The 16,240-nt window shown below is 75.1% G+C and carries 17 protein-coding genes and 4 tRNA genes; 5 read left to right on the top strand and 16 right to left on the bottom strand.

Translation table 11 applies throughout. The features are described from left to right. Positions 1 to 17: 17 nt before the first annotated feature. The 14 genes from hisG to LG274_RS01675 form a co-directional block, all read right to left on the bottom strand. Positions 18 to 866, bottom strand: a complete 849-nt coding sequence (hisG, locus tag LG274_RS01740; protein ID WP_248116925.1) for an ATP phosphoribosyltransferase — start codon at positions 864 to 866, stop codon at positions 18 to 20. 64 nt (positions 867 to 930) lie between these two features. Then, positions 931 to 1,194: a phosphoribosyl-ATP diphosphatase gene (locus LG274_RS01735; RefSeq protein WP_248116922.1), complete on the bottom strand. Its 264-nt coding sequence runs from the start codon at positions 1,192 to 1,194 to the stop codon at positions 931 to 933. 78 nt (positions 1,195 to 1,272) lie between these two features. Next, a complete protein-coding gene (locus LG274_RS01730) occupies positions 1,273 to 1,704 on the bottom strand; it encodes a DUF4232 domain-containing protein (protein WP_404465021.1) in 432 nt (143 codons plus the stop codon). After that, on the bottom strand, positions 1,671 to 2,306 hold the full coding sequence (locus LG274_RS01725) for a hypothetical protein (RefSeq protein ID WP_404465019.1): 636 nt from the start codon (positions 2,304 to 2,306) through the stop codon (positions 1,671 to 1,673). The genes LG274_RS01730 and LG274_RS01725 overlap by 34 nt, the downstream gene beginning before the upstream one ends. Positions 2,307 to 2,392: 86 nt before the next feature. Further along, complete coding sequence (ribH, locus tag LG274_RS01720; RefSeq protein WP_404465017.1) at positions 2,393 to 2,887, bottom strand: 6,7-dimethyl-8-ribityllumazine synthase; 495 nt, start codon at positions 2,885 to 2,887, stop codon at positions 2,393 to 2,395. Next, positions 2,884 to 4,185: a 3,4-dihydroxy-2-butanone-4-phosphate synthase gene (ribB, locus tag LG274_RS01715; protein WP_404465015.1), complete on the bottom strand. Its 1,302-nt coding sequence runs from the start codon at positions 4,183 to 4,185 to the stop codon at positions 2,884 to 2,886. The genes ribH and ribB overlap by 4 nt, the downstream gene beginning before the upstream one ends. Then, positions 4,178 to 4,831 (bottom strand): riboflavin synthase, encoded by a 654-nt coding sequence (locus LG274_RS01710; RefSeq protein WP_404465013.1) that lies wholly within the window; start codon positions 4,829 to 4,831, stop codon positions 4,178 to 4,180. The genes ribB and LG274_RS01710 overlap by 8 nt, the downstream gene beginning before the upstream one ends. Positions 4,832 to 4,888: 57 nt before the next feature. After that, entirely contained in the window at positions 4,889 to 5,986 is a 1,098-nt protein-coding gene (gene ribD, locus LG274_RS01705) for a bifunctional diaminohydroxyphosphoribosylaminopyrimidine deaminase/5-amino-6-(5-phosphoribosylamino)uracil reductase RibD (RefSeq protein ID WP_404465011.1), read from the bottom strand. Then, on the bottom strand, positions 5,983 to 6,642 hold the full coding sequence (gene pnuC / locus LG274_RS01700) for a nicotinamide riboside transporter PnuC (RefSeq protein ID WP_404465009.1): 660 nt from the start codon (positions 6,640 to 6,642) through the stop codon (positions 5,983 to 5,985). The genes ribD and pnuC overlap by 4 nt, the downstream gene beginning before the upstream one ends. Before the next feature lie 294 nt (positions 6,643 to 6,936). Further along, the gene (rpe, locus tag LG274_RS01695; protein WP_298710342.1) at positions 6,937 to 7,629 is read right to left on the bottom strand and encodes a ribulose-phosphate 3-epimerase; all 693 of its coding nucleotides are present in this window, start codon (positions 7,627 to 7,629) and stop codon (positions 6,937 to 6,939) included. Continuing rightward, positions 7,622 to 9,304 (bottom strand): RsmB/NOP family class I SAM-dependent RNA methyltransferase, encoded by a 1,683-nt coding sequence (locus tag LG274_RS01690; RefSeq protein ID WP_404465007.1) that lies wholly within the window; start codon positions 9,302 to 9,304, stop codon positions 7,622 to 7,624. Before LG274_RS01690 ends, rpe begins: the two co-directional genes overlap by 8 nt. Next, entirely contained in the window at positions 9,301 to 10,365 is a 1,065-nt protein-coding gene (locus LG274_RS01685) for a methionyl-tRNA formyltransferase (RefSeq protein WP_404465005.1), read from the bottom strand. Before LG274_RS01685 ends, LG274_RS01690 begins: the two co-directional genes overlap by 4 nt. After that, positions 10,362 to 10,931, bottom strand: a complete 570-nt coding sequence (gene def, locus LG274_RS01680; protein ID WP_404465003.1) for a peptide deformylase — start codon at positions 10,929 to 10,931, stop codon at positions 10,362 to 10,364. The genes LG274_RS01685 and def overlap by 4 nt, the downstream gene beginning before the upstream one ends. Beyond that, positions 10,928 to 11,896, bottom strand: a complete 969-nt coding sequence (locus LG274_RS01675) for a cytochrome (protein WP_404465001.1) — start codon at positions 11,894 to 11,896, stop codon at positions 10,928 to 10,930. The genes def and LG274_RS01675 overlap by 4 nt, the downstream gene beginning before the upstream one ends. A gap of 174 nt (positions 11,897 to 12,070) precedes the next feature. Here LG274_RS01675 and LG274_RS01670 point away from each other — a divergent pair. The 4 genes from LG274_RS01670 to LG274_RS01655 all read left to right on the top strand — a co-directional run bounded on the left by LG274_RS01670 (position 12,071) and on the right by LG274_RS01655 (position 12,467). After that, positions 12,071 to 12,144: transfer RNA gene (locus LG274_RS01670), tRNA-Gly, on the top strand. 18 nt (positions 12,145 to 12,162) lie between these two features. Then, a tRNA-Cys gene (locus LG274_RS01665) sits at positions 12,163 to 12,233 on the top strand. A gap of 55 nt (positions 12,234 to 12,288) precedes the next feature. Beyond that, positions 12,289 to 12,360: transfer RNA gene (locus tag LG274_RS01660), tRNA-Val, on the top strand. A gap of 30 nt (positions 12,361 to 12,390) precedes the next feature. Beyond that, positions 12,391 to 12,467, top strand: a tRNA-Gly gene (locus tag LG274_RS01655). Positions 12,468 to 12,575: 108 nt separating this feature from the next. Here the strand turns inward: LG274_RS01655 and zapE are convergent. Continuing rightward, positions 12,576 to 13,643 carry a cell division protein ZapE gene (gene zapE, locus LG274_RS01650; RefSeq protein WP_404464999.1) on the bottom strand — a complete coding sequence of 356 codons (1,068 nt, stop codon included), beginning with the start codon at positions 13,641 to 13,643 and terminating at the stop codon, positions 12,576 to 12,578. A 213-nt stretch (positions 13,644 to 13,856) separates the two neighbouring features. On the opposite strand from zapE, the gene LG274_RS01645 reads away from it, so the two are divergent. Further along, positions 13,857 to 14,750 carry a sulfurtransferase gene (locus LG274_RS01645; protein ID WP_298986283.1) on the top strand — a complete coding sequence of 298 codons (894 nt, stop codon included), beginning with the start codon at positions 13,857 to 13,859 and terminating at the stop codon, positions 14,748 to 14,750. A gap of 122 nt (positions 14,751 to 14,872) precedes the next feature. Here LG274_RS01645 and LG274_RS01640 read toward each other — a convergent pair whose 3' ends face one another. Next, positions 14,873 to 16,201 carry an HAAAP family serine/threonine permease gene (locus LG274_RS01640; protein WP_404464997.1) on the bottom strand — a complete coding sequence of 443 codons (1,329 nt, stop codon included), beginning with the start codon at positions 16,199 to 16,201 and terminating at the stop codon, positions 14,873 to 14,875. Positions 16,202 to 16,240: the final 39 nt, after the last annotated feature.

The following is a 16,240-nucleotide window of genomic DNA, read 5'->3' as shown; positions in this document are numbered from 1 at the left end:
CGTGTGGTCCGAGGGGGTCAGAGGCGGATGGCGTGGATGGCGGAGATGAGGATGCCGCGGGCTCCGAGGTCGTACAGCTCGTCCATGACGCGGTTGGCGTCGCCCTTGCGCACCATGGAGCGCACGGCCACCATCGACTCGTCGCGCAGCGGGGAGACGGTCGGGGACTCCAGTCCCGGCGTGACCGCGGTGGCGCGGTCCAGGAGCTCGCGGCGGATGTCGTAGTCGATCATCACCCAGCGGCGGGCCACGAGGACGCCGTTGAGGCGGCGCAACAGCACGTCGAGGCCCTCGGGCTGGGCGCCCCGGCGGCCGATCATGATCGCCTCGGAGTCGAGGATCGGCTCGCCGAAGACCTCCATGCCCGCGGCCCGCAGGGTGTTGCCGGTCTCCACGACGTCGGCGATCGCGTCCGCCACGCCGAGCTTCACGGAGGACTCGACGGCGCCGTCGAGGTGGACGACGGTGGCGTCCAGGCCGGTCCGCTCGAGGTACGCCGTGAGCAGGCCGTCGTAGCTCGTGGCGATGCGCCTGCCCGAGAGCTCGCCGGCCGCGCTGAACGCGCCGACCGGCGCGGCCAGGCGGAACACGGACCTCCCGAAGCCGAGCGCCATGACCTCCTCGGCGGTGTCTCCCACCTGCGCGTCGCAGAACAGGTCTCGGCCGGTCAGGCCTACGTCGAGGGTGCCCTGGCCGACGTACACCGCGATGTCGCGCGGCCGCAGGTAGAAGAATTCCACCTGGTTCTCCGGGTCGACGAGCACAAGCTCCCGGGAGTCGCGCCGCTGGCGGTAGCCGGCCTCCAGCAGGATCTCGCGGGCGGCCTCGGACAGGGCGCCCTTGTTGGGGACGGCGATGCGCAGCACGGTCTCTCCTCGTGGGGGGTTCAGGCGGGCGGCGGGGACGCGCGAGGTCGTCGCGCGGTCCCGCTCAGAGGTGGCGGTAGACGTCCTCGAGGGTGAGGCCCTTGGCGATCATCATCGTCTGCAGGTGGTAGAGCAGCTGCGAGATCTCCATGGCCGCCGCGTCGTCGGACTCGTGCTCGCACGCCATCCAGACCTCGGCGGCCTCCTCGACGACCTTCTTGCCGATGGCGTGGACGCCGGCGTCCACGCGGGCGACCGTGTGGGAGCCCTCAGGGCGCTCGGCCACGGTGCGGGTCAGCTCGGCGAACAGCTCTTCGAAGGTCTTCACGGCCGTCACCCTAGCGGCACCCCGGTGCGGCGCGCCGTCGTCGTCCTCGTGTGACGCGGCAGCACCGTCCGGCGTGCCCTATCGGCGCGACGTCCACGGTCCGACGCGCAGCTCCGCTCCGCCCGGCACGCCGTCCTGGAGGTCGAAGGGTGCCGGGCCCGGACTCCCTCCCAGCTCGTCGGACACGCCGATGGGGGCCCGGAGCGCGGCGTCTCCCGGGGCGAGTCCGACCCGGACGGCCTGCGGAGTCCTCCCGTCGGCCAGCGTGCGGTAGCCCGGCCACAGGAGCCCGGCCACGGCCTGCTGCCCGGGCTCCAGGACCACGCCGAGATCGGGGTCCTCCCGGGCCGCCTGCTCCGGGGTGAGCGTCAGGGCCCGGGCGTCCATCGGTGCGAGGCGCAGGCCGATCGGGTCGCCGCCCTGCACGATCTCCACGTCCGGGCGGCCCCGCAGGGCGCAGGCGGCGTCCGACGTGTTCACGGCCGTGATCCCCGCCGAGGACGTGCCCATCGCGGAGTCGAATCCGCCGACCGTGAGTGCGAGCTGCTCTGAGCCGCAGGATGGCGTGCCGGCCGGGCCTGCGGTGTGGCGTCGGCCGGGGGTGCGGGCACCGGCCAGGCGGCCCAGGCGGCCATGAGGACGATGGCCGCGGCAGCCGGCAGGACGACGGCCGGCCTGGCCCGTCGCCGTGCCGGCGGGCCGCAGCAGGGGGCCGCGGGCGCGCGGTCGACTCCGCCTCGCCCCAGAGTCGTGAACCACAGACCGTGGAGCAGGGGCGGAAGGAGGGCCACGACGAAGACCAGCGGTCCCAGGCCGACCGTCACGGCGGCGAGCGGGACGGCGAGCAGCACGGTCGCCATGTGGGCCAGGGCGACGAGACCGGCGATGCGGTGGGCATCCCGGGGCGTGCGCCCGTGCGCCTCGAGGTAGGTGCGGCCGATCAGCGCGGCGATCACGGCCGCGAGCGCCGTCACCGCCGCCGCGAGGTGGAGGGACCGGCCGAGCGCCAGGAGGAGGAGGGGCAGCGCGAGGAGGTCGATCACCGGGACCGCCGCCACCCACAGCCGCCCCGGCGCATGCCGTGGGGTGACGAGGAGGACGAGGATCGACACGACGGCGCCCGTGAGCGCCGCGATGAGGAGGCCGGCCTCCGGGGACGGCGTGCGCGCGGCTCCCTCGCCGGCCGGCCGGGCGGGCCTCAGGCCCCGGCGCCGCGCAGCGCCAGCTCGGTGAGCACGGGGGCCTCGAGCGCCTCGCGGCCCTTGTCCTCGCGCGAACCGGGCAGCCCGGCGCGGTCGCGGGCCTGGTCCTCGGTGTCCACGGTGAGGACGCCGAAGCCGACGGGCACTCCGGTGCGCACGGAGACCTCGGTGACGCCCTGGGTCACGGACTGGCACACGTACTCGAAGTGCGGGGTGCCGCCGCGCACCACGACGCCGAGCACGACCACGACGTCGTGGTCCGCGGCCAGGCGGGCGGCCGCCACGGTCAGCTCGACGGTGCCGGGCACGCGGACGAGGGCCGGTTCCAGGCCGATCTCCGCGGCGGCGGCGCGGGCGCCGGCGATGAGGCCGTCCATGATCTCGGTGTGCCACTGCGCGGCGACGATCACGGCGCGCAGCCCGGCGGCCGTGGCGCGGTCGGCCTCGGACAGGGCGGACAGGGTGGTCTGGGGTGCTCCGTGGCCGCTCATGCGGTCTCCTCCTGGGGGCTCGGGGTGGGGTGCATGGGGGTCGGCGTGGGGGCCGGTTCGCCGAGGTCACGGTCCGCGAGGGCATGGGCCATGCGGTCGCGCTTGGTGCGCAGGTACGCGGCGTTGTACTCGGTGACGGGCGTGGGGGCGGGCACGCGCTCCACCACCTCGACCCCGCCGGCCCGCAGGCCCGCGACCTTGGCGGGGTTGTTCGTCACGAGGCGCACCCGCGGGTGCCCGGACTCGATCAGCACCCGGGCGGCGCCGGCGTAGTCACGCGCCTCCCCCGGCAGGCCGAGCGCGAGGTTGGCCTCCACGGTGTCCAGGCCCTCCTCCTGGAGGCGGTAGGCGCGGATCTTGGAGGCCAGGCCGATCCCGCGCCCCTCGTGGCCGCGCAGGTAGAGCACCGCGCCGCCCTCGGCCGCGGCGTGCGCCAGGGCGTCCTCGAGCTGCGGCCCGCAGTCGCAGCGCAGGGAGCCGAAGACGTCGCCGGTGAGGCACTCGGAGTGCACGCGCACCGTGAGCGGGTCCTCCGGCGCCGGCACGGGGTCGGCCAGGAGCAGCACGTGCTCCGCCCCCGTCTGCGCGTCGGGGTGCACGCTGACGCGGAAGACGCCGTGGCGGGTGGGCAGGGTGGCCTCGGGGGCGACGTCGGCCGGCAGCGGGCTCTCCGTCTCGAGATGCGCCACGAGGTCCGCGATGGAGACGAGCACGAGGCCGTGCTCGTCGGCGAACGCGCGCAAGGCGGGCAGGCGCATCATCGTGCCGTCGTCGTGGACGAGCTCGGCGATCGCGGCCACCGGGGGCAGGTCCGCGAGCGCGCACAGCTCGACGCCGGCCTCGGTGTGGCCGCGGCGGGCGCGCACGCCCCCGGGGACGGCGCGCAGCGGGAAGACGTGCCCGGGGCGGGTGAGGTCGGCCGGGTCGCTGTCCGCGCCGGCGAGCACGCGCAGGGTGCGGGTGCGGTCGGCGGCACTGATGCCGGTGGTGGTCCCCGCGACGGCGTCGACGCTCACGGTGTACGCGGTCCCCTTGGGGTCCTCGTTCACGGTGGTCATGGGCGGCAGCTCGAGGCGGTCCGCGAGGGCCCCCGGGAGCGGCGCGCAGATCACGCCGGAGGTGTGCCGCACGGTGAACGCGGTGACGGCGTCGGTGGCGAGGGCCGCGGCGTAGATGAGGTCGCCCTCGTTCTCGCGGTCCGCATCGTCCACGACGACGACGGGACGTCCGGCGGCGATCGCGGCGACGGCGTCGGGAATGGCGTCCAGGCGGATGTGCTCACTCCCGTGCTCACTCATGGGCGTCCTCCTCGGCGGCGCGGGTGGCGGGAATCAGGGCGAGGCGCTCGGCGTAGCGGGCCATCACGTCCGTCTCGAGGTTGACGCGGTCCCCCGGGGCGAGCCCGCCGAGGGTGGTGGCCCGCAGGGTGGCGGGGATGATCCCGACCTCGAACCAGTGCTCGGCGTCCCCGGGCGCGGAAACCGCGGTGACGGTGAGGGAGACGCCCTGCAGGGCGATCGAGCCCTGGGCGGGGACGTAGCGCGCGAGCGAGGCGGGCAGGCCGATGCGGATCGTGGTCCACGCGCCCTGGGGCGTGACGGAGAGGACCACCCCGACGCCGTCGACGTGGCCGAGCACGAGGTGCCCGTCGAGGTGGTCCGTGGGGCGCAGGCAGCGCTCGAGGTTGACGCGGTCCCCGGGGACGCGGTCCCCGAGGCTCGTCATCGCGAGGGTCTGCCCCATGAGGTCGGCGCGGAAGAGCGCGTCGGACTCCTCCCCGGAGCGGAGGGCGGTGAGGCACACGCCGTCGACGGCGAGCGAGCCGCCCGCGGGGAGCCCGTCGAGGGCGCCGCCGGCGTCCAGGACGAGCGTGAGCGTGTCCTGCTCGGGGCGCGGCTCGACGGCGCGCACCGTGCCGAGGTGGGTGATGATCCCGGTGAACATGCGGATCCTTTGGTCGTGGGGGCGAGGAGGCAGCAGGGGGCGGGGCGGTGGCCCGGGTCAGGGCGCGGGCATGAGGTGCGTCCAGACGTCCTCGCCGAGGGCCTTCACAGGGCCGCCCTCGGCGGGGTCGGGGACGAGGCGGATCCCGTCGGCGAGCGTGCCGACATCCAGACCGGCGACGGCGGGCAGCCCCGCGCCCAGGAGCAGCGGCGCCGTGTACGCCATGACCTCGTCCACGAGGCCGGCGGAGAACCACGCGCCGAGGACGTGCGGGCCCCCCTCGACGAGGACGTGCTCGGCGCGGCGGCCGTGGGGCCACGGCCCGGGGTGGGCGGCGATCGCCGCGAGCACGTCGTGGGGGTCGCGCTCTCCCGTCTGCAGCACGACGGGGTGCGCGGCGTGCAGCGCGGCGTCGGCGGGGATCCGACGGCGGCCCTGGACCACGGGGACGGGCTGGCGCGCGGCCGCGGCGCCGTCGGCGGCCCGGGCGGTGAGGCGCGGGTCGTCGGCGAGGACGGTGCCCGTGCCCACCACGATCGCGTCCACGCGGGCGCGCACCTCGTGGGCGTGGTGGCGGGAGGCCTCCCCCGTGATCCAGCGGCTCGTCCCGTCGGCGGCGGCGGCGTTCCCGTCGAGGGACTGGGCCAGGTGCGCCGTCACCCAGGGGCGTCCCGCGGCGCGCACGGCCCGCCAGCGCGCCGTGAGGGCGACGGCGGCTGCCTCCCCTGTCGGGCCCTCCACGCGCACCCCGTGGCGGGACAGGCGGGCGGCGCCCCCGCCGTCGTCACCCGTGGGGTCGGCGACGGCGTAGCGCAGGGCGCCGAAGCCCGCGCGGAGGACGGCCTCCGAGCACGGGCCCGTAGTGCCGGTGTGGTCGCAGGGCTCGAGGGTCACGTGGAGCGTGAGGTCGGCGGGGTCGAACGCCGCTGTGTCGAGGGCGGCGAGCCCGGGGTCGGCGGCGCGGGCGGCCTCCCACCGGGCGATCGCGTCGACCTCGGCGTGGGCCGTGCCGCGGCCGCGGTGGTGACCGACGGCGAGCACGGCGCCGTCGGGGGCGGTCAGGACGGCGCCCACGAGCGGGTTGGCGCCGCGCACGCCGCGCATGGCCGCGGCGGCGGCGAGGTCCATGGGGGTGCTCCTCGAGGGGGTGCTCATCGCGTGCCCTCCCGGTCCTTGGCGCGCAGCCACACGAAGAAGCCGATCAGGGTGAAGACCCCGTAGAACGCGTACATCACCGCGGAGGCGTAGTAGCCGCTGCTCCACAGCAGGGGGACGCCGACGACGTCCACGGCCACCCACACGAGCCAGAACTCCACCCAGCCGCGGGCCATGCCGTACGTGGCGAGCAGGGAGCCGACGAAGGTCCAGGCGTCCGCCCACACCGGCTCCCACGAGCCGAGGGCGCGGAACACCGGGGTGAGGGCGAGGGTGCCGATCAGCAGGCCCAGCACGAGGAGCGTCCGCCCGCCCCGGCCGGCCCACTCGGGGGTGATCGCGGGGGCGTGGTCGCCGCGGCCGCGGCTCGCGGCCCGCCAGCGGACCCAGCCGTACACGGAGACCGCGATGAACATGACCTGGCGGCCGGCCTGGCCGAGGAGCGTCGCGTGGTCGGCGCCGCCGAAGAGGGAGGCGAGGAACACCGTGAGCAGGAGCGCGTTGCCGATGATCCCGACGGGCCATGCCCAGACCTTGCGGGCCATGCCGCCGAGCGCGGAGGCCAGCCCGAAGAGGTTGCCGATCACCTCCCGCACCAGGAGGCCGCCGCCGGCGACGGGGATGGTCCAGGTGAAGACGTCCACGAGCCACTGCATGGGGGCTGACGCCACCTCCTCGGTTCGGGACTCCGAGGGGTGCGCTCCGCAGCCCTCCCGCGTCAGCGCGCAGGACGGCACGGCCGCGTGCCTCTCCCATCCCGACTGTACGGTCGGCACCGGAATTCCACCGGTCAGGCCGCGGTCCCGGACCCTCGGGTGAGGGCGGGGCGCGCGGTTAGCGGGCTGTCACCGCCGGTGCGGACTTCCACCGCATCTCGGAGCACGTTGCGTGCGCCAGTATGCCACGCGGCCTCGGGGGTTCGCGGGGCCGGCGCTGCGGGCCGAGGGTGTTCAGCCGCAGGCGTGACGCGCGGCGTCCCGCAGGGCGACGACGGCCGCGTCCGGATCGTCGGCGCCGAACACGGCGGAGCCGGCCACGAAGGTGTCCGCCCCGGCCTCGGCCGCGCGCTCGATCGTGTCCCGGTTGACGCCGCCGTCCACCTGGAGGGCGAGCGGAGTCGCGGCGCCGTCCAGGGCGGCACGGGCGCGGCGGATCTTGGGCAGCACGACGTCCAGGAACGCTTGGCCCCCGAAGCCGGGCTCCACCGTCATCAGCAGGAGCATGTCCAGCTCGGGGAGCATGTCCAGGTACGGCTCGACGGGGGTGGCCGGCTTGAGCGCCATGCCCGCCCGGGACCCGCGGGCGCGCAGCTCGCGGGCCAGGCGTACGGGGGCGCCGGAGGCCTCGGCGTGGAAGGTCACGGACTCGGCGCCGGCCTCGGCGTAGTCCGGGGCCCACCGGTCGGCGTCGGCGATCATCAGGTGGATGTCCAGGGGAAGCGCCGTGGCGGCCCGGATGGCCTGGACGACGGGCAGGCCGAGCGTCAGGTTCGGGACGAAGTGGTTGTCCATCACGTCCACGTGCACCGCGTCCGCACTCGGGATGCGGGCGAGCTCCTCCGCCAGCCGGGCGAAGTCCGCCGAGAGGATCGAGGGGTGGAGACGGGGGCTGTGCAGACGCGGGGCGTGCGGACCCTCAGCCACGGTCCTGACCCTCCGCCGGCGCCCGGAACAGGGCGAGGAACATCGCGTCCGTGCCGTGGCGGTGGGGCCAGAGCTGGGCGGTGCGGGCCGTGGCCTCCTCGGCCGGGGGTCCGTCGTCCGCCCCGCCGTCACCGGCGCCGGCCGGGGCGCCGCCGAGCCCGAGGTCCGCGAGCGCGACCTCCGCGAGCGCCGCCGGGGCGTCGACCTGCTCGAGCCGCGGGTGGCGGCGCAGCAGGTCCTGGACCTGGACCGTCGTCTCGGCCACGTGCGGGGAGCACGTGACGTAGGCGAGCACACCGCCGGGAGCGAGGACGGAGACGGCGGCGTCCAGGAGCTCGGCCTGCAGGCCGGTGAGCTCGGCGAGGTCGGCCGGCGTGCGGCGCCAGCGGGACTCGGGCCGGCGGCGCAGGGCGCCCAGGCCGGTGCAGGGGGCGTCCACGAGGATCCGGTCGTAGCCGTCCCCCGGGGTCTCCACCGCGTCGGCGATCCGCCGCCCGTCCCCCGTGTGCGCCGTCCAGGCCTCCCGCGGCACGGCGGCCAGGGCGGAGCGGACCAGGTCGGTGCGGTGCGGTGCGAGCTCGTTGGCCGTGAGCGTGGCGCCGCGCTCGGCGGCCAGCGCGGCCAGCAGGGCGGCCTTGCCGCCGGGCCCCGCGCACAGGTCGAGCCAGCGCTCGGCCCGCTCGGAGGCGTCGGACTCGCGGGGCACGGCCACGAGGGCGCGGGCCGTCAGCTGGGAGCCGACGTCCTGCACCCGGACGAGGCCCTCACGCACCCCGGGCAGGCGGGAGGCGTCGCCGCCGGCGTGCAGGGCCGAGCCGGGAGCGAGCGGACCGGGCTCGGCGCCGTCCGCGATCACCCGGGCGAGCGCCTCCTCCCCGCCGTCGACGGGCAGGGCCACGAGGTTCACCACCGGTGCCGCGTTGTCCGCGGCGAGCAGCTCCTCGATCTGGTCGGCGTCCGCGCCGGGGTGGGCGGCGAGCGCCTGGCGCAGTGCGCGCACGATCCACACGGGATGGGAGGTGCGCACCGCCAGGGCGGCGTCGCTGCCGTCGGCCGGGGCGACGTCGGCCAGCCAGTCCTCGAGCGGGCGCTCGGAGACACGGCGCAGGACGGCGTTGACGAAGCCGGACGGCCCGGCGCCGATCTCGGAGAGCACGAGCGCGACCGTGGCGTCGAGCGCGGCATGCGCGGGCACGCGCATGGCGAGCAGCTGGTGGGCGCCGAGGCGCAGCGCGTCCAGCACGGGCGGGTCGATCTGCTCCAGGGGACGGTCCACGCAGCGGGCCAGGACGGCGTCGTAGAGCCCGCGGCCGCGCAGGGTGCCGTAGGCCAGCTCCGTGGCGAAGGCGGCGTCGCGGCGGTCCAGCCGGGCCTGGCGGATGCGCGGGGGCAGCACGAGGTTCGCATAGGCGTCCTCGGCGTGGACGGCGCGCACGGCCTCGAACGCCACCCGGCGCGCGGGGTCGGCGCTGCGGGAGCGCTGCGAGGGCGCCTGGGACGAGAACTGCCGTCCCGCTCCGGAGCGGCCGCGGCTGCGGGTGCGCCCCTGCGCGTCGCGGCGGGGCTCGCCGCGCCCGCCCTTGCCGGCTGCGGCCGGCCGGCCCGAGCGCTCTCCGCCTCCGGCGCCGCCGCGCCCGCGGCCCTGGCCGCCGGTCCCCTCGGATGCTCCGCTCATGCTCGTCCCTCCTGCCGTGCGGCGGCCCGTTCGGCCGCCCGCTGCTGCTCCCGCTCCCCGTGGGCCGCGAGTGCGGCGCCGGAGAGGAGCGTGGCGCCCTCGCCGGCGCCGCGCGCCCAGTCGAGGGCGGGCATGGTCGTCTTGCCGGCCGGCTGGACCGTGCTCAGCCGCACCGCGCCGCCGTCGGTCCGCAGCCAGGCGCCCTTGGCCACCACGGCGATGCGTCCCGGGGCCAGCGGCGCGAGCTCGGCCGGCCAGGCGGCGTCGTCCTCGGCCACGGGGGCGACGCCGCCGAGCTTGAAGCGCACGGGCTCGGCGTCTGCGCGGGCCGCCAGCCAGCCCCAGGCGCCCGGCTCGGGGGTGACACCGTTGATGCGCGCGGCCACCCGGCCGGCGGGGGCGGCGGCGTCCACCAGGCCGTCCGCGGCGGTGAGCTTGGCGGCGTGGGTGGGCTCGCCCTCCTGGGGCGCGGCGACGGCGGTGCCGTCCGCGAGCGCGTCGAGCACGTCCAGCACCAGCGGGCCGCCCCGTTCGGCGAGGTCCGCCAGCAGGTCGCCCGAGGTCTCGTCGGGGGCCACCTCGCGCGTGAGGCGGGCGAACACCGGGCCGGTGTCCAGGCCCTCCTCGAGCTGGAACACGTCCGCCCCCGTCACCGCGACGCCGTCCATCACGGCGCGCTGCACCGGGGCGGCGCCGCGGTAGGCGGGCAGATGCGAGAAGTGCAGGTTGAGCCACCCCAGGCGCGGGATCCGCAGCGCGTCGGCGGGGACGAGCGCCCCGTAGGCGACGACCACTGCGACGTCGGCGTCCAGCCCGCGGATCGAGGCCACCGCCTCGGCGCCGGCCTCGCCGCGCAGGCGATCCGCCTTGACGGCGGGGAGCCCGGCCTCGGCCGCCGCCGCCGCGACGGGCGAGGGCGTGAGCACCCGCTTGCGGCCGACGGGAGCGTCCGGGCGGGTGAGGACGCCCACGACCTCGTGGTCGGAGGCCAGCAGGGCCCGCAGCACGGGCACGGCGGTGGCCGGCGTGCCGGCGAAGAGGACGCGCAGGGGGGCGCTCATCGGCCGCCTCCCCGGGCCGATCCGGCGAAAACGGAGCCGACGACGGCGGCGCGCTCCGCGCTCACCCGGGCGGCGGTGCGGTCGACCTCGCCGGCCCGCAGGCGGCGGCGGGCCTCGCGGCGCTCGTCGCCGTCGAGCCGGTCGATGTAGAGCATGCCGTCGAGGTGGTCGGCCTCGTGCTGCAGGCAGCGGGCCACCAGGCCCGTCCCCCGGTGCTCGACGGGCGCCCCGTCCACGTCGACGCCGGTTACGACGGCCTCGACGGCGCGCGCGGGGTGGTAGCGCAGCCCGGGCACGGAGAGGCAGCCCTCGCCGAGGTCCCGGCTGGTCTCCTCGCCCCGGACCAGCACGGGGTTCACCACGTGGCCGGCCATGCCGTCCACGTCGAACACGAAGACCCGCAGGCCCACGCCCACCTGCGGGGCGGCGAGCCCCACGCCGCCGACGGCGTGCATGGTCTCGACCATGTCCGCGACGAGGCGGCGCACCTCGACGCCCGCTGGGACGGGCGCGGCGGGGGTGCGCAGCACGGGATCGGGCACGGTGCGGAGGGGGAGGACGGTCACGCGGTCACCCTATCGGCCGGGCCCGCCTCCGCGGCCGCGGACCCGGTGCCGGTCGGCTCCGCCGCCCCGCCGAAGGCCGCCGCGCGGGCGGCCTCCAGGCCGCCCGCCGCCGCCGCCGGGACCGCCACCGGGGGCGGGCCGATCACGCGCAGCGCCGGGCCCGCGTCGGCGACGGCCTGCGCGTGCGTCCACACCTGGCGCAGCGCCCAGAACTTGTGCCAGTGCCGCGGCAGCACGGCGGGGTTGGCCTGGTGGACGGCCACCTCCGTCTCCCCCAGGGCGACGCCGAGCAGCATCTCCGCGGCGCCGTGCTGCCAGGGCTCCCACGTGCCGGCCTCGGCGTCCACGAGCGACTCCTCCGCCTTGAGGCCCGCGGTGAGCTGCATGACCACCTTCGGGTCGAGCGCCTTGACGCGGCCGTCCCTGCCGGTGCCCTTGGTCTTGTAGTCGATCAGGCACAGCCGACCGCCGATCCGCGCCACGAGGTCCAGGGTGCCGGCGTAGCCCACGGTGTGGTTCCACACGGTGATCTCTGCGGCCACGGGCCTCACGTCGTAGAGGTCCCACCACTCGTCGAAGCGGTCTGCGTAGGCCCCCTCCCCGTGCTCGATCAGTGCGGCCCGGGCCTCGGCCATGGTGTGCGGCTGCCCGAGGGCGCGGCGCGAGACCTGCTCCGCGTAGTCGTGGACGCGGTCTCCGCGCTCGGCCGCGGCGTCGCGGAAGCGCGCGGCCGCGTCCGCCGACTGGCGGGCGACCTCCCGCAGGCGGGCGGAGGAGCCGACCGCCTGGGCCAGGCGCTCGTCCTTGACCACGGCGTCCGCGGCCATCCATCCGATCCAGCCGTCCAGGTCCGTCTTCTCCATGCCGATCACCGTCGTGATGGAGGGGACTTCGGGCAGGCCCGAGAGCGAGCGGGCGTACATGCGTCCGGACGGCGTCTGGTGCGCGAGTCGTGGCTGGGTCATGGTCAGACATCCTCTCAAACGCCCTGGACGGGACAGGGCGGCGGGGACGGTCAGGATCCGCCCGGACACGCCGGCACGGGGCCGATTTGGCGGGAGGGCCCGGCATGGTCTAGAGTTCTTTCTCGTTGGAAATCGCGGTTTCGGTTCTTCGGAACGGGCTCCCGGTTCCCTTCTGCGGATGTAGCTCAGCTGGCTAGAGCGCCACCTTGCCAAGGTGGAGGTCGCGAGTTCGAATCTCGTCATCCGCTCGCTCCACCTTCACCCCTGGTCGGGTGGCCGAGAGGCGAGGCAGCGGCCTGCAAAGCCGTATACGCGGGTTCGAATCCCGTCCCGACCTCGCAGTCTCCCGGCATGAGGGTGGCGGCATGTTCACCGTTCCTCGGAATGGATGAGCGCGATTAGCGCAGCGGTAGCGCGCTTCCCTGACACGGAAGAGGTCACTGGTTCGATCCCAGTATCGCGCACGGACTGACCCCCCTCGCGGGGCGGGCCACGCGGATGTAGCTCAGCTGGCTAGAGCGCCACCTTGCCAAGGTGGAGGTCGCGAGTTCGAATCTCGTCATCCGCTCCACCTCGAAGGCCCCCTCCCCGCACGGGAGGGGGCCTTCGTCGTCGTCGGAGGCCGGGGCCAGCGCGGCCCATGCCGGGGCGGGCGCGCGGCCCGCCCCGGCTCAGCGGGTCACTTCGCCTCGACCTCGCCCAGCTGTCCCTCGCGCACGAGCGCGGTCATGCGGGAGACGGTGCGGAAGTACTTCTTCATGTACCCGCCGTGCATCATCTCCTGGGTGAACAGGTCGTCGAACGGCACGCCGGAGGCGACGACGGGCACGTCCTTGTCGTAGAGCCGGTCCGCGAACACCACGAACCGCAGGGCCGTGGCCTGGTCCGTGATGGTGCGCACGCCGTGGAGCGCGACGACGTCGACGTCCTTGACGAGCTCGCGATAGCGCGAGGGGTGGACACGGGAGAGCATCGCGGTGAGCGCATCGAAGTCGTCCACCGCGACGACGCCGGCGTGCGGGAAGTTGGTCTGCACGGCGCGGTCCACCTCGGCGTCCGGCAGCGGGGCCGGGGCGGCGGCGAGCCCGCGGTGGCGGTAGTCCTCACCGTCGATGCGGATGACGTCGAACTGCTCGGAGAGCACCTGGATCTCGCGCTTGAAGTCCTGCGCCGCGAACCGTCCCTCGCCGAGCGAGCCCGGCAGGGTGTTGGAGGTGGCCACGAGGCGCACGCCCGCGTCGGCCAGCTCGCGCATGAGGCGGGACATCAGGACCGTGTCCCCCGGGTCGTCGAGCTCGAACTCGTCGATGCACACGAGCGTGTACTGCGTGAGCACGTCCACCGCGTTGCGGAAGCCCAGCGCGCCCACCAGGTTGGTGTACTCCACGAACGTGCCGAACGCCTTGGGCCCCGGGGCGGCGTGCCACGTGGAGGCCAGCAGGTGGGTCTTGCCGACGCCGAAGCCGCCGTCGAGGTAGATGCCGGCCGGCTGGGCCGAGGCCTTGGGACGGCCGCCGCCGAACAGCCCGCCGAAGAAGCCGCCGCCGCCCCCGGACGCGGGGCGCCCGATCGACGCGGCGAAGTCGCGCAGCCGCTGCACGGCCTCGGCCTGGGAGGGATGCGCGGGATCCGGGATGTACGAGTCGAAGGACACCTCCCCGAACCGGTAGGAGGGATGGAAGCCGGCGAGCAGCTGGTCCGGGGTGACCTGCGGCGAGCGGTCGGCGAGGTGGACGGTCTGGGCCACGGGGTGCTCCATCCTTGGTGTGGGGGGCGGACTACCGGGCCATGCTACCGGCGCGGTCGTGGCCGCCCCAGGGGGCGCCCGCCCCGGCCCGGCGCCGGGCGGACCCCCCGGCGTCGGGAGCCTCCGTCTGCTGCCCGGCGTGTGACCCCGCGTGTCCGGATTGAGGCTCGCCTTCCCCATTACGCATCATCGGCCTGGCGTAATGTGGCACCCATGACCGAGAACACCGCGCAGACCACCGAGTACGCCCATCCCGAGAAGCTCGTCTCCACGCAGTGGGTCGCCGACCACGTCCACGACGCGGACGTCGTGGTCCTGGAGTCCAATGAGGACGCCCTGCTGTACGCCACCGGCCATGTCCCCGGCGCCCAGCGGATCGACTGGCACACCGAGCTCAACGACCCCGTGGCCCGCGACTTCGTGGGCCCCGAGGCGTTCGCCGAGCTGGCCGCCTCGAAGGGCATCTCCCGCGACACCACCGTGGTCTTCTACGGCGACAAGTCCAACTGGTGGGCCGCCTACGCCCTCTGGGTCTTCACCCTGTACGGCCACGAGGACGTGCGCCTCATGGACGGCGGCCGCGACAAGTGGATCGCCGAGGGCCGCGAGACCACCCGCGAGGTCCCGCAGGTCGAGCGCGCCGAGTACCCCGTGGTGCAGCGCGACGACACCACCGAGCGCGCCGCCCGCGAGGACGTCCTCGCCGCGATCGGCACCACGCCGCTGATCGACGTCCGCTCCCCCGCCGAGTACACGGGCGAGACCACCCACATGGCCGGCTACCCGCAGGAGGGCACGCTGCGCGGCGGCCACATCCCGACCGCGGCCTCCGTGCCCTGGGCGAAGGCCGCGAACGAGGACGGCACCTTCAAGTCCCGCGCCGAGCTCGAGGAGATCTACCGCGACGGCGCCGGCCTGAAGGAGGGCGACGACGTGATCGCCTACTGCCGCATCGGCGAGCGCTCGTCCCACACCTGGTTCGTCCTCAAGCACCTGTTGGGCCACGAGGACGTCCGCAACTACGACGGCTCGTGGACCGAGTGGGGCAACAGCGTGCGCCTGCCCATCGCGATGGGCGAGGAGCCCGGCGCGGCGCCCGCGCGCTGATCCGCCGCTGAACCGTCACGGAACCGCCGCACGCGCGGCGCCCGCCGCCCTGGACGAGTCCGGCCCTCACCCCGCGGGGTGAGGGCCGGACTCGTGTCGGCGTGAGGCGCGTCGGCGCGGCCTCAGGCGCCGGTGACGCTGCGGACGATGCCGTAGACGAGGGCGCTCACGGCTGCGAGGCCGGCGAGGACCACGAACACGTTGGAGGCCTTCCCCCGGTAGGGGGCGAGGGCGTCCAGCCGGTGGATCGCGTAGATCGGCATGAGGAACAGGATCATGGCGATCACCGGCCCGCCGACGGTCTCGATGAGGCCGAGGACGCTGGGGTTGGCGACCGCCGCGGCCCAGGTCGTGAAGAAGATGACGACGGCGATGACCAGGCGCAGGGTGCGGTCGCTGATGCGGGAGCCGTCCTTGTCCACCAGGGAGCGGACGACGCCGGCGGCGCCCTCGGCCGCGCCGAGGTAGTGGCCGAAGAAGGAGGAGACGATCGCCAGGAACGCCACGACCGGGCCGAGCAGCGAGATCAGCGGCGATCCGTGGACGTTGGCCAGGTAGGACAGCACCGGGAGGTTCTGCTCCTGGGCCTCGGCCATGCCGTCCGGGCCGAGCGCCAGCACGCAGGACCACACGAAGAACATGGTGAAGACGACGAGCAGGCCCGTGACCTTGGCCAGCACCGCCGAGGCGCGCGTGGCCGCGCCCGCTCCGTACTGGCGCTGCATGGCCAGGGAGAACTGGGAGATCGCCGGCGAGTGGTTGAACGCGAACACCAGGACGGGGATGACCAGCCACGTGGAGAGCAGGATGCCGCCCAGGTCCACCGGGCCGCCGGTGAAGAGGGCGTCCGGCTTCCAGGACGGGATGAGGTAGAGGCTCGCCCCGAAGAGGATGAGGATCAGGGGGTAGACCAGCCACCCGGTGATCGCGAGCATGAGCTTCTGCCCGGCGATCATCACGGCCATCATGAGGGCGATCAGCACGAACGAGAGCAGCGGGCGGGGCAGGGAGGCCAGGCCCAGCTGGTTCACCATGAACGAGTCCACCGTGTTGGTGATGGAGACGCCGTAGATCAGCACGATCGGGTAGATCGCCAGGAAGTACAGGACGGAGATGAGCCCGCCGACCCCGGGTCCGAACGTGCTGCGGGCCACGGCGGTGATGTCGTCGCCCGGGTTGGGGGACGCGCACACGAACCGGGAGAGCGCCCGGTGGGAGAAGTACGTCATGGGGGCGATCAGGAGGGTGGCGATGATGAGCGGCCACACGCCGCCCAGGCCCGCCTTGATCGGCAGGAACAGGACTCCCGCGCCGACGGCCGTGCCGAAGAGCGAGACGACCCACCCCCGCTCGACACGGCGGTCCGGTGTGGGGTCGGCGTCGGGGTCGATGGCGACGGCGGGCGCTGACGAATCCCCTGCGTCGTGGAACTGGTGTGAGACGGATGACATGGGCTCCAGTCTAGGAAGGGGCAGGCGGGACCGTTGACC

It is taken from the genome of Micrococcus antarcticus, assembly GCF_044872765.1.
GTDB lineage: Bacteria > Actinomycetota > Actinomycetes > Actinomycetales > Micrococcaceae > Micrococcus.
The sequence above is the reverse complement of the archived record's forward strand: the minus strand, read 5'-3'. Positions and strand labels throughout refer to the sequence as shown.